A 12995-nucleotide genomic window follows, 5' to 3' on the forward strand; every position below is an offset into this window, starting at 1 on the left:
GAGTGAATGCGTGACCAAATTCCTGCACACGATGATCCGTGTGACCGATCCAGAGGCGACGCTGCGCTTTTTCGAACTGCTGGACGTGCGCGAGGTACGCCGGATGGAGAGCGAGAAGGGGCGGTTTACCCTGATTTTTCTGGCCGCCCCCGGCGAGGAAGGCGTGGCCGAGGTGGAACTGACCTACAACTGGCCAGCCGAAGACGGCAGCCCGGCCGAAACCTACGAAGGCGGACGCAATTTTGGCCATTTGGCCTATCGCGTCGACAATATTTACGCCACCTGTCAGCGTCTGATGGACGCAGGCGTGACGATCAACCGCCCGCCGCGCGATGGGCACATGGCCTTTGTCCGCACGCCCGATGGCATTTCGGTCGAGCTGCTGCAGGATGGCCATCTGGCCCCGGCCGAGCCTTGGGCCAGCATGCCCAATGTGGGTGTCTGGTAAGGGCTATGCCTGGCGGGTGGCGCGGGCCAGAACCAGTGCCCCCGCCACGCCCGACACCACCGATCCAGCCAGAATGCCCAGCCGCAGCGCATTGTCCTGATCGGGCGAGGGGGTAAAGGCCAGCCCGCCGATGAACAGGCTCATGGTAAAGCCGATGCCCGCCAGCATGCCGATGCCGACGATCTGACCGGCATTGGCGCCGCTGGGCCATTGGGCAAAGCCGGTGGCCCGCGCCGCCCAGCAGGCCAGCCCCACGCCGATCGGTTTCCCCAGCGCCAGACCCAGCCCGATCGCCAGCGGCAGCACGATGCCGTCGCCCGTTGCCAGTCGCGCGATGCTGGCCGCGTCCATGCTCACCCCGGCATTGGCCAGCCCGAACAGCGGCACGATGACATAACCGCTGATCGGCGCCAGCCGGTGCTCCAGCCGCAACAGGGGGCTGTCCTTGCGCGCGTCCAGCCCCAGAGGCACCGTCAGCGCGGCGGCCACACCCGCCACCGTTGCATGCACGCCCGAATGCAGCACGCACCACCACAGTACGCCCGCGCCCAGCACATAGGGCCACATCCGCTTTACCCCCAGCGCGTTGAGGCCCAGCAGCGCCATCCACACCGCCGCGCCCGCGCCCAGCCAGCCCGCGTCGACATGCGCGGTATAGCCCAGCGCGATGATGACCACCGCGCCCAGATCATCCACCACCGCCACCGTCAGCAGGAATAGCCGCAACGAGGCTGGCACCCGCCGCCCCAGCAATGCCATCACCCCCAGCGCAAAGGCGATGTCCGTGGCGGCCGGAATCGCCCAGCCGTGCATCAGAGCCGTGTCGCCGCCGCCAAGCCGCACGACCACTAGATAGACCAGCGCCGGGCAGGCCATGCCCGCCATCGCCGCCAGCACTGGCAGCCGCCGTTGCGTTGGTTCGGACAGGTTGCCGATCAGCGCCTCTCGTTTAATTTCCAGCCCGACATTCAGGAAAAACACCGCCATCAGCCCATTGCCGATCAGGTCGCGCAGGTTGGCCAGATGCGGCATCGGGCGGGCGGTCAGCGGTGCATCCAGCACGCCCTGCAACACCGGCCCTGCCGCCGTATTGGTCATAATAATCGCCGCCGCCGCGACCGCCATCAGCACCACACCCGCCAAAGCCGAGGAATCCTGCGCCTTCCAGTGTTTAATACGGGCGGCCAGAGTGCCCCATATCTGGACGGAATATTTCAACATGGATGTAATTTCCGATACTCTGTTGCAGCAGTTTTGCAGCCGTATTATGTGTTTACCCCTATGATGTAAGTGAAACGGCAGGAGGCGCCGCAAGGTGTCCATCGAAGGGGTGGAGCTGATCGAGACGATAGTCGAATGGCTCCAACTGGTCGAGCGTGAACTCCTGTTGTTCTCGTTGTTCTGGTTTGTGGTGGGCATGCTGGACGAACTGGCCATCGATCTGGTGTGGATCGCCCTGCGCGCCGACAAACGCTATCACACCAAACGCGTCATGCCCGCCGCTGCCACGCAGCCTTTGCAACAGCGGCTGGCAATCTTCATCGCCTGCTGGCGCGAGGATGCGGTGATCGGCCAGACCGTGGGCCACATGTTGCGGGTATGGCAACAGCGCGACTGCATGATTTATGTCGGCTGTTATTGCAACGATCCCGACACGATCGCGGCGGTGGTGGCGCATGCGGGGATGGATTCGCGCATCCGCGTGATCATCAATCCGCGCCCTGGCCCGACGACCAAGGCCGATTGTCTGAACCGCCTGTACCGCGCGCTACAGGATGACGAGGCGCGCGACGGGTTCCGTTTTGGCGGGGTAATCCTGCATGATTCCGAAGACATGGTGCATGGGCTGGAACTGCATGTGATCGACACCGGCCTGTCGCAGGTGGATTTTGTGCAATTGCCCGTGCGCGCTGAATTTCTGCCGGGAGCGCATTGGATCGCGGGGCATTATTGCGACGAATTCGTTGAATCGCATTGCAAAAGTCTGGTGGTACGCGATGCTTTGGGCGCAGGATTGCCGGCGGCGGGTGTGTCCTGCGGCTTTTCGCGCGACATGCTGGACCGCATCGCTGATCTGCGCCGGCAGGAAGGCGGCAACGGCCCCTTTGCCGAGGAATGCTTTACCGAGGACTATGAGCTGGGCCTGCTGATCAAGCGGATGGGCGGGCGCAGCCGGTTCCTGCGGCGGCGTGATATCGATGGCAATCTGATCGGCACACGCAGCTATTTTCCCGGCACGCTGAACGATGCCGTGCGGCAAAAGACTCGCTGGATTCATGGCATCGCCTTGCAGGGGTGGGACCGGCTGGGCTGGCAGGGGCGGTTTGTCGCCAATGGATGGCCGTGCGCGACCGCCGCGCGCCGTTGACGGCATTGGTGCTGGCCGCGGCCTATCTGCTGATCGTTGTGGAAGGCGTGCTGGGCATCATCTGGCTGTGGGGCGGGCCGGGTGGGCCGATGATGCCGCCGCATTCGCCATGGGTGTCATGGGCGATCAACCTGTGCATCTTTGGCCTGTTCTGGCGCTTGTTCTGGCGCATCGTCTTTACCGGGCGCGAATATGGCATCGCCGAAGGATTTTATTCGATCATTCGCATGCCCATTGCCAATATCGTCACGATCATGGCGGGTCGCCGGGCCTTTGTCGCCTATTGCCGCAGCCTGATGGGGGGCAAGGTGGTGTGGGACAAGACCGAGCACCGTGCCCACCCGCTGCTCACCACGACCACCACTGGCGGTTCATGACGCATCAGGCGCCCCCCACAAAGGTCAAACCGGCGCGCAAGCGGGGGGAGCCCTTGCTGGTGTTCCTGATGATCCTGCTGGTCTGGGCGTTTGGCCGGTCGGCCTTGTGGGAGCCGGTGGCTTGGGGGCAACACGCGGTTGGCGGGTTGAGCCTGCCCTCGCAGACGGTGGCTTATGGCGTGCCAATGGGGGTGCAGCGGCTGCGCTTGTTGCCGCCTGTTCGCCATGCTGTGCCAACGCTGCTGCGCCGTCCGGCGGTGCCCGGCCCTGGGTGGATGGCGGGCGGGGGGCTGCCGCACATGGCCCTGGCCGGGCATCCCCCCGCACAGGCGCCTCCCGCCATGCCGCCGCCGATGATGGTGATGCCGTCAGGTCCGCCCGCGCCGCTACCCACGGTCGAGGTGGCCCGGTTGGCGCTGCCCCGGCCCGAACCACCTGCCATCGCGTCGGCCCGATTGCCCATGGCCGCGCCGTTCTCCCGTCCCACCACGCTGGTGGAGGCGGGCTTTGTGGCGTCTGGTGCTGATGCGCGGGTCGAGGCCGTGCCCTCAAGCCCCGCGCCCTTGCCCGAGCCATCGGTGTCGGGGCGCAGGGCGTCGGGCGGGCGACACTGGTCGGGCGATGGCTGGGCGATGCTGCGCCCCGGCGGGCAGGGCGCGGGCAGCGCGGCGGGCAGTCTTACGCCCACCTATGGCGCCAGCCAGATCGGCGCGGTGCTGCGCTATCGGCTACAGCCCGATGATCCCAACCGGCTGGCGGTCTATGCGCGCGGCTATGGCGCGCTGAACGGCGGGGGCGAAAAGGAAGTCGCCGCTGGCATCTCGGTACGGCTGCATCGCAAGATCCCCGTGGCGATTATGGCCGAGGTGCGCGCGGGGCAGCCGCGTGCGGGCGTGTCGGCGCGGGTGCGTCCGGCGATGATGGCGGTGACCGAACTGCCGCCACAGGCGCTGCCTGGCGGGTTCCGGGCCGAAACCTATGTGCAGGCGGGCTATGTCGGGGGGGCGAACGAAACCGCCTTTGTTGACGGACAGGTGCGGGTGGATGCGCCGGTGGACGTGCAAGGGCGCGCCATGGTGCGGATCGGCGCGGGCGCATGGGGCGGCGCGCAGGACGGCGCGGCGCGGCTGGACATTGGGCCGACGCTGCGGGTGGCCTATGCGCATGGCGGCGTGGCGGGCCATGTCTCGGTGGATTGGCGGGTGCGGGTGGCGGGCAATGCCGCGCCTGTGGATGGTCCGGCGATCACCATCGCGGCCGGTTTCTGATCCAAAAGGCACGACAAAATCGCGGCGTGGTGGCTTTGCGCCCTTCCTTTGCGTGGCCAACCGGGCTAGCGTTGGGCGCAGCAATGGATGTCTATTTGCCCATAGCCAATCTGGCGGTGAACGGCCTGATCATTATCGGCCTTGGCGCGCTGACCGGCGTGCTGTCGGGGCTGTTTGGCGTGGGCGGCGGGTTCCTGACCACGCCCTTGCTGATTTTCTATGGCGTGCCACCCACGGTCGCTGCCGCCAGTGCGGCCAGCACGGTGACCGGCGCCAGCGTGTCGGGCGTGTTTGCCCATGGGCAACGCGGCGGGGTGGATTACCAGATGGGTGGCGTGCTGGTGGCTGGTGGTGTGTTGGGCACAGGTATTGGTGCGGTGCTGTTCAGCATCCTGCAACGGCTGGGTCAGATCGATACGGCGATCAACCTGCTCTATGTCCTGATGCTGGGCTCGATCGGGTCGTTGATGGCCAAGGAAAGCATCGAGACCATGCTGGCCGCGCGGCGCGGAGTGGCTCCGCCCGCGCGCAAGCGGCGGCATCACCCGCTGGTCGCGCTGTTGCCGCTGCGCTGGCGGTTCTATCGCTCGGGCCTGTATATTTCGCCGCTGGCGCCGCTGTTGCTGGGCGTGGTGGGCGGCATTCTGACGATGCTGCTGGGTATTGGCGGCGGGTTCATCATGGTGCCCGCGATGCTGTACATTCTGGGGATGAGCGCCAACGTGGTGGTGGGCACCTCGTTGTTCCAGATCCTGTTTGTCACCATCGCCACGACATTGATGCACGCGCTGACCACCCATGCGGTCGATCTGGTGCTGGGCTTTTTGCTGTTGGTGGGGTCGGTGTCGGGGGCGCAATTGGGCGCGCGCATCGGCCAGATCGCCAGTCCGGTGACGCTGCGCCTGATTCTGGCGCTGATCGTTTTGGCGGTGGGGTTGCGCATGGCGCTGGGGCTGACGTGGCAGCCGGGCGACATATTTACCGTGACGGTATTGTGAGGGTTCTGGCGGCCCTTTTGGCGTTTTTCGCGCTGATCGGGGCGGCCGATCCGATTCTGGTGCCCGATGTGTCACAACATCAGGTGCAGGTGCGGCAGGGCTTTACCGGCACGCAATTGCTGCTGTTTGGCGCGATCCTGACGCCAGAGGGCACCCGCGCGGGCCGCGATTACGATATCGTTGTCGTGCTGGAGGGGCCGGCGCGGCCTGTCGTCCTGCGCGAAAAGGAAAAGGTGGCGGGCGTGTGGGTCAATGCCCACAGCACCGTGTTCCGCTCGATGCCCAGCTTTTACGCGGTGGCTTCAGCCCGGCCGTTGCGCGACATTGTCGATGAACGCACCGCCGCCATTTACGAACTGGGGCTGGACTCGCTGCAATTGTCACCGGCGGCTTCGATCGATCCGGCGCAGCAGGCCCATTACGCGCAGGGGCTGGTCAGCCTGATGCGGGGCAAGGGGCTGTATCAGCAGGACGAACACGCCGTCACGGTCAAGGATCAGGTGCTGTATCAGGCGCGCATTTCGCTGCCATCGAATGTACAGACGGGGGTCTATACGGCGGAAACCTTTGCCATTCGCAATGGCCGCGTGGTGGCGTCCGCCATCAGCGAGGTCGAGGTGGTGAAGGTAGGGATGGAGCGCGGGATCGAGGACTTCTCGCGCCGCCGCGCTTTGTCCTATGGCCTGATGGCCGTGGCGATTTCGGTGCTGATGGGCTGGGCCGCCGGGCGGCTGTTCGCGCTGGTCTAGGGCAGGGCGCGTAAGGCGAAACTTAACCTGCCGTGCCTAATCCTGCGGCGATGACTTGCTCCTCTGTTTTCTCCGCCAATCGGGGCGCCGTGGTGCCCTGCGCGTGACCGACATGTCGCAGCCCGGCTTTATGCCTGATGATGGCGTCTGCGCCTCGCCGGGGGCCGCCAATAACGCGCAATTGCCGATTGGCGTGGTGCTGGAAGTGGCCGGGGCCGGGGCGTTGATCGCGCTGGACCCGCAACGGTTGCAGGAATGCGCGGGCGATGCCGATCCCACGGTGGCCTTGTCGGGGCAGGTGGGGTGCCAATTGCGGGTGCGGGCGGGCAACATGTGGTTGCTGGCCAGCGTGCGCGAGCAAAAGCAGGGGCGGCGCGATGGCGATGGCATCCTGACCCAGATCGATTTTCTGGGCGAAGGGGCCGAGCAGCGCCTGACCGGCGTGATGTATGATTTCCGGCGCGGTGTGACCAATTATCCGCTGCCCGGCGCGCTGGTCTATCCCACCAGCACGCGCGATCTGATGTCGGTCTATGCCGGTGACAGCCGGCCCGGCATCGAGATCGGCACCGTTCACCCCACCCGCGACATCCGCGCCAGCCTGTATGTCGACCCGTTTCTGGGCAAGCATTTCGCGCTGCTGGGATCGACCGGCACTGGTAAATCGACCGCTTTGGCGCTGATCCTGCACCGCATTTGTCAGGCCGCGCCTCAGGGCCATGTGTTGATGATCGACCCACATGGCGAATATGCCAGCGCGTTTCGCGATACCGGCGTCATTCTGGACGCCAGCAATCTGCAACTGCCCTATTGGCTGATGAATTTCGAGGAGCATTGCGAGATCCTGCTGTCGAGCCGGGGCGAGAACCGGCAGATTGACGCGGAAATTCTGGCGCGTTGCCTGTATCAGGCCCGGATCAAGCACCGGCTGGCCGAGAGCATGGGCGGGCGGATCACGGTCGATTCCCCCATCCCCTATCTGCTGTCCGATCTGGCCGTGATCCTGCAAAACGAAATGGGCAAGCTGGACAAGGCGACCACCACCGCGCCTTACACCCGGATCAAGACCCGGCTGGACGAGCTGAAGGCTGATCCGCGTTACAGCTTTCTGTTTTCGGGGATGCTGGTGGGCGACACCATGACCGAAGCGCTGGCCCGCATGTTCCGCCTGCCGGCCAATGGTCGCCCGATCGCCATCGTTGATGTCTCGGGCGTGCCCTCGGAGATCACCAGCACGGTGGTTGCGCTGCTTTCGCGGCTGGTGTTCGATTTTGCCATCTGGTCGCGGGGGGAAACGCCGCGCCCGGTGCTGCTGGTGTGCGAGGAGGCGCACCGCTATGTCCCGTCCGAGCGCAATGTCGAGACGTCCTCGGTCGGGCGCATCCTGTCGCGCATCGCCAAGGAAGGGCGTAAATATGGCGTGTCGCTGGGGCTGGTGACGCAGCGTCCGTCCGACCTTGCCGAAGGCGTGCTGTCACAGTTGGGCACGATCATCGCCATGCGCCTGAACAACGAGCGCGATCAGGCCTTTGTCCGGGCCGCCATGCCCGAAGGCGCGCGCGGGTTTCTGGATTCGATCCCCGCGTTGCGTAACCGTGAATGCATCATCTGTGGCGAAGGCGTCGCCCTGCCGATGCGCGTGGCCTTTGACGATCTGGAGGAAACCCGCCGTCCCGCATCGGCGGACCCGTCGTTCAGCGCATTGTGGCGCGAACAGGGCGGCGAGGACATGATGGTGGCGCGCACAGTCCAGCGTTGGCGCGCCCAGGGGCGGTAATCGGACGGGGCCTTAGTGCCCCATCATCTCGCCACCGCCCATATCGCTACCGGAGCGCATCTTGCTGCGGTCGATCTTGCGCCAGCCCTTGCGGTTATACAGCACCAGCGTCAGCCCCGCCGCCACCACCGATCCGAATGGATAGGACCACCAGATCGCTTCGGCCCCGATCTGCGTATGGGCGATATAGTAAAAGCCCAGGCGCGCCGGATAAAGTGAGATGAACATGATCACCAGCGGCATCAGCACCGCGCCATAGGCGCGCATCGTGCCGGTCAGGATCATCATCACGCCCATCAGCACGAACGACCATGTCACGATGCGCTGCATGTGTTCGGCCAAGGGCAGGGCGGCGCTCTGCGGCCCCAGAAACAGCCCCAGCAGCGGATGCGCGGCCACCACCAGCACCACCGCCAGCGTGCCCGTCAATGCCAGATTGGCGCCCAGACCCTGCCAGGTGATCTGGCTGACGCGGCGATGCTTGCCCGCGCCGACATTTTGCGCAACCATCGCCGATACCGCGCTGGAAATGGCAAAAGCGGGCATTTGCAGATAGTTCCACAATTGCAGTGACGCGCCATAGGCAGCGGCGGTCTCCATGCCCTCGGCGTTGACCAGGCTGATCATGATCAGGCCCGCGCTGGACACCAGCAACATTTGCGTGCCCATCGGCAGGCCTTTGGTGATGATAAAGCCCAATTCGCTGCGGCGCGGCACCAGATAGCCCAGTTCCGCCCCGCGCAGGCGCAGCGGCATGTCGCGCAGATACATCGCCGCGATCATGAAGGCGACGCCCGCAAAATTCGCAATGGCCGTCGATAGCGCCGACCCGGTGATCCCCATCGCCGGGATCGGGCCAACGCCACGGATCAACAACGGGTTGCACAGGATGTCGATGATGACCGTCAGGATCATGGCATAGAGCGGCGTTTTGGCATCGCCCGCCCCGCGCAGTCCCATCGACACCATCACCGACAGCGTGCCGAAAGGCATGGTGATGAACACCACACGCAGATATTCCAGCGCCTCGATCCGGCTGAGTTCGGGCGTGCCCAGCGCCGTCAGCAAGGCGGGCGAATAGACAAAGCCGATCAGCCCGACCACTATCGAGACCAGCGTGCAAAAGCCGATGCCGCTGCCAAAGGTGATCCGCGCCGCGTCGATCTTGCGCGCGCCAAAGTTTTGCCCGACCCGCACCGTGGTTGCCATGCCAAAGCCGAACACCGCGGCAAAGGTCAGGAACATCACGATATTGGCATTGGCCGTGGCCGCCAGCGCGCTTTCCCCGATCAGCCGCCCGACCCAGATCGAATTGATCGTGCCGTTCAGCGTTTGCAGCATGTTCGAGATCAGCGTCGGGATCGAGAACAGCATCAGCGTCTTGAGGATCGGCCCTTCGGTCAGATCCCCGCGCATCCGCCCCGCTGCCGGGTGCGGTTGATCCTGCGGGCTGTCGTCCGGCACGCTGCTGGCGGCATAGGTTTCGCTCATGTTCCCCTCGTGTCGCCGCTCAGATGAATATGCAAACGGTCGGTAAAGCAAAAGCCGTGTGTCGAACACAGTTCCGCCAGCCATATGGCCTTATCGCGTAAGGTTTGGCTATCCCGACCTTCGGGCATCAGGAAAATACGGTTGGCCGGGATGGCATAGACGCGTGCCAGCGCCACCACCTGATCCAGATCATCGGGCACGCCCAGCACGAATTTGAACCATGCGCGCGGGTCCTGCGCCCATGCGGTCAGCCGTTCGGGCACCAGTGCCAATTCGGCCGGATTACCCGAATGCGCCAGTTTGGGGCTGACGTTATATTGCGCCACCAGCGGGTCCAGCGCCGCATGCGGGGCGACAGAGCCATTGGTTTCGATCTCGACATGCCAGTCGCGCCCGTCCAGCATGTTCAGGTTGGTGATCATGCGGGCCAGCGCCGCACCCTGCAACAGCGGCTCACCCCCGGTGATCACCAGCCGGGGGAAGGGCAGATGCGCGCCCAGTTCGGCAATGGCCAGCGCGACCTTGGCCTCGTCCATGGTCAGTTGGTTCTGGCCCCGGTCATAGGCCACATCATCGGTGTGCGGCCGATTGTCTCCGGTAAACCGCCACGTATAGGCCGTGTCGCACCAGCGGCAGGCCAGATTGCAGCGGGACAGGCGGACAAAGACGCTGGGGCGTCCGATCGACGCCCCTTCGCCCTGCAGTGCGGCAAAGATCTCGGGCTTGCCCGGAGTGATCGTGGCCAGAGCCAGTGCCATTGCCGCGCGCGCCCGTGCTTAGCCCAACCGCGCCAGCGCGGCAGCCAGACGTTCGGCCTCGGCGGTGTGGTGGGCGTGGTCGGCGCGGGCCTTGTCGATCGCCTCGGGCTTGGCCTTCTCCACGAACGCCGGGTTGGACAGGCGCTTGTCCAGGCTGTCGCGCTCCTTCTGGCTGGCGGTCAAGGCCTTGGCCAGACGGGCTTTTTCGGCGGCGACGTCGATCAGGCCTTCGAGCGGGACGATCAGATTGGCATCGCCCGCGCCGATTTGCATCGCCGCGCCAGCCGGGGCGGGGGCAAAGTGGATCGCGTCCAGACGGGCCAGACGGTCGATCGCCACCGGGTTGCGCGCGATGATGCCCTGCGTTGCCGTGCTGGGATCGGGCAGATAGGCCGTCAGGCGCGAACCCGGCGCAAGGCCGAGTTCCACCTTGGCCCCGCGCAAATTGCCGATCAGCGCGATCAGCCACTCCACCTCAGCCTTGGCGGCGGCGTCGACCTGCGCCTGCGGGGCGGGCCATGCGGCGATGATCAGTTCGGTTTCGCGGGCGCCAAGAGCGTTCCACAATTCCTCGGTCACGAACGGCATGAAGGGGTGCAGCATCACCAGAATCTGGTCCAGCACCCAACCGGCCACGGCCTTGGTTTCGGCGTCAAAGGCGCCCTTGATCAGTTCGATGTACCAATCGCAGAAGCCGTCATAGACAAAGCGGTAGATGGCATGGGCGGCTGCATCGAAACGCAGCTCGGCCATCGCCTTGTCCAGCGCGGCGACCGTTTCCACCACTTCGCCGATGATCCATTTGTTCACCGCGCTGGTCGCGGCGGGCGCGGCAACGCTGGTGCTGGCGACAATGCCGTTCGACTGACAGAACCGCGCCGCGTTCCACAGCTTGGTGGCGAAATTGCGGTAACCCTCGACGCGCTTTTCGTCCATTTTGACGTCGCGGCCCTGGCTTTCCATCGCCGCCATGAAAAAGCGCAGCGCGTCCGCGCCATATTTGTCAATCAGGCCCAAGGGATCGACGACATTGCCCTTGGACTTGGACATTTTCGCGCCATCGGCGGCGCGGACCAACCCGTGCAGGTACAGGCGGCGCCACGGCACTTCGGGCAGGAAATGCATGCCCTGCATCGCCATGCGCGCATCCCAGAAGAACAGGATGTCAAAGCCCGAAACCAGCAGGTCGTTGGGGTAATGCTTTTGAAACAGCGGCGCGTTTTCATCCGGCCAGCCCAGCGTGGCGAACGGCCACAGCGCGGACGAAAACCACGTGTCGAGCACGTCGGGGTCGCGGGTCAACGCCACATCGGCGCCGGCCAGAGCTTGCGCCTCTTCCTCGGTCTCGGCGACAAACACGCGGCCATCGTCGGCATACCAAGCCGGGATGCGGTGGCCCCACCACAGTTGGCGGCTGATGCACCACGGCTGAATGCCTTCCATCCAGTGGAAGAAGGTCTTTTCCCAGCTCTTGGGGACGATTTCGATCGCGCCCGAACGCACCGCTTCCAGCGGCTTTTGCGCCAGCACGGCGGCGTTGACGTACCACTGATCGGTCAGCCACGGCTCGATCACCACGCCGCCACGGTCGCCATAGGGGGTCTGGATGGTGCGCGGTTCGGCGTCATGCTCAACCGCGTTGCCTTCCTTGTCCTTGGTGACGTGCGGGATCAGGCAGCCCAGCGCCTTCATCTCCTCGACGATCATCGCCCGCGCGGCAAAGCGTTCGACGCCCAGGAAACGCTCGGGGATCAGGCCATCGGCGGTCTGCACCACGTTCGCGTCCGCGTCGAACATGTTCAGCATGTCGTTGGCGGCGATCCCTGCGCGCTTGCCCACTTCAAAGTCGTTGAAGTCATGGCCCGGCGTGATCTTGACCGCGCCGCTGCCCAGTTCGGGATCGGCGTGTTCGTCGGCCACCACCTTGAACCGGCGGCCGGTGATCGGTTGCAGGATCTCCTTGCCGATGACGCTCTTGTAGCGCTCATCTTCGGGGTTCACCGCGACGGCCATATCGGCCAACATGGTTTCGGGGCGGGTGGTGGCGACCTCGATATAGTCCAGCCCGTCGGCGCGGGTAACGCCATCGGCCAGCGGATATTTGAAGTGCCAGAAGCCGCCCTGCACCTCGCGGGTTTCCACCTCAAGGTCGGAGATCGCGGTCTTCAGCTTGGGATCCCAGTTGACCAGACGCTTGTCGCGATAGATCAGGCCCTGGTTGAACAGGTCGACGAACACCTTTACCACCGCGCGGGTGAAGTGCGGGTCCATGGTGAACTGTTCGCGGCTCCAGTCCATCGAGCAGCCCAGACGGCGCAGCTGGCGCGTGATGGTGCCGCCGCTTTCGGCCTTCCATTCCCACACCTTGTCGATGAAATCCTCGCGGGTGTAGTTGGTGCGCTTGTCGCCCTTGGCTTCCATCTGGCGCTCGACCACCATCTGCGTGGCGATGCCGGCGTGGTCGGTGCCCACCACCCACAGCGCGTCCTTGCCACGCAGGCGTTCATAGCGGATCACCACATCCTGCAACGTGTTGTCCAGCGCGTGGCCGATATGCAGGCTGCCCGTGACGTTTGGCGGCGGGTTGACGATGGTGAACGGGGTCGCGTCTGGACGCTCGGGGCGGAACAGGTTGTTCGCCTCCCAATGGCCATACCACTTTGCCTCGATCGCGGCGGGATCAAAGGTCTTGTCGAGCGCCGGAGCGGACGCGGCGTTGCTGGATTCCTCGGTCATGCCAGCGCCTTTGCCAGCACCCCCG

General features: G+C 64.9%; 11 protein-coding genes. 7 read left to right on the forward strand and 4 right to left on the reverse strand.

The genetic code is table 11. The features are described 5' to 3' along the window. The first annotated feature begins 10 nt into the window (after window positions 1-10). Window positions 11-448, forward strand: a complete 438-nt coding sequence (locus GTZ99_RS09360; protein ID WP_161718138.1) for a VOC family protein — start codon at window positions 11-13, stop codon at window positions 446-448. Between the two features lie 3 nt (window positions 449-451). On the opposite strand, the gene nhaA is transcribed toward GTZ99_RS09360, so the two are convergent. Continuing rightward, window positions 452-1669 carry a Na+/H+ antiporter NhaA gene (gene nhaA / locus GTZ99_RS09365; RefSeq protein WP_161718140.1) on the reverse strand — a complete coding sequence of 406 codons (1218 nt, stop codon included), beginning with the start codon at window positions 1667-1669 and terminating at the stop codon, window positions 452-454. Between the two features lie 94 nt (window positions 1670-1763). Here nhaA and GTZ99_RS09370 point away from each other — a divergent pair, with 94 nt between their 5' ends. The 6 genes from GTZ99_RS09370 (at window position 1764) to GTZ99_RS09390 (ending at window position 7985) form a co-directional block, all read left to right on the forward strand. Further along, window positions 1764-2816: a glycosyltransferase gene (locus GTZ99_RS09370; protein WP_320076663.1), complete on the forward strand. Its 1053-nt coding sequence runs from the start codon at window positions 1764-1766 to the stop codon at window positions 2814-2816. Next, a complete protein-coding gene (locus tag GTZ99_RS16810) occupies window positions 2786-3193 on the forward strand; it encodes a glycosyltransferase family protein (protein WP_227711216.1) in 408 nt (135 codons plus the stop codon). The genes GTZ99_RS09370 and GTZ99_RS16810 overlap by 31 nt, the downstream gene beginning before the upstream one ends. Next, a complete protein-coding gene (locus GTZ99_RS09375; RefSeq protein WP_161718142.1) occupies window positions 3190-4461 on the forward strand; it encodes a hypothetical protein in 1272 nt (423 codons plus the stop codon). Before GTZ99_RS16810 ends, GTZ99_RS09375 begins: the two co-directional genes overlap by 4 nt. A gap of 83 nt (window positions 4462-4544) precedes the next feature. After that, window positions 4545-5459 (forward strand): sulfite exporter TauE/SafE family protein, encoded by a 915-nt coding sequence (locus tag GTZ99_RS09380; protein WP_161718144.1) that lies wholly within the window; start codon window positions 4545-4547, stop codon window positions 5457-5459. Then, complete coding sequence (locus GTZ99_RS09385) at window positions 5456-6208, forward strand: TIGR02186 family protein (RefSeq protein WP_161718146.1); 753 nt, start codon at window positions 5456-5458, stop codon at window positions 6206-6208. The genes GTZ99_RS09380 and GTZ99_RS09385 overlap by 4 nt, the downstream gene beginning before the upstream one ends. A 130-nt stretch (window positions 6209-6338) precedes the next feature. Then, window positions 6339-7985 (forward strand): ATP-binding protein, encoded by a 1647-nt coding sequence (locus tag GTZ99_RS09390; RefSeq protein WP_227711249.1) that lies wholly within the window; start codon window positions 6339-6341, stop codon window positions 7983-7985. A gap of 12 nt (window positions 7986-7997) precedes the next feature. Here GTZ99_RS09390 and GTZ99_RS09395 read toward each other — a convergent pair whose 3' ends face one another. Genes GTZ99_RS09395 through GTZ99_RS09405 form a run of 3 tightly spaced genes read right to left on the reverse strand, consistent with a single transcriptional unit; the run spans window position 7998 to window position 12970 of the window. After that, window positions 7998-9476 (reverse strand): MATE family efflux transporter, encoded by a 1479-nt coding sequence (locus tag GTZ99_RS09395; RefSeq protein WP_161718148.1) that lies wholly within the window; start codon window positions 9474-9476, stop codon window positions 7998-8000. After that, a complete protein-coding gene (locus GTZ99_RS09400; protein ID WP_161718150.1) occupies window positions 9473-10234 on the reverse strand; it encodes a 7-carboxy-7-deazaguanine synthase QueE in 762 nt (253 codons plus the stop codon). The genes GTZ99_RS09395 and GTZ99_RS09400 overlap by 4 nt, the downstream gene beginning before the upstream one ends. An 18-nt stretch (window positions 10235-10252) precedes the next feature. Further along, window positions 10253-12970 (reverse strand): valine--tRNA ligase, encoded by a 2718-nt coding sequence (locus tag GTZ99_RS09405; protein WP_161718152.1) that lies wholly within the window; start codon window positions 12968-12970, stop codon window positions 10253-10255. Window positions 12971-12995 lie beyond the last annotated feature (25 nt).

Origin of the sequence: Novosphingobium ovatum (genome assembly GCF_009909235.1) — a bacterium.
Lineage (GTDB): Bacteria > Pseudomonadota > Alphaproteobacteria > Sphingomonadales > Sphingomonadaceae > Novosphingobium > Novosphingobium ovatum.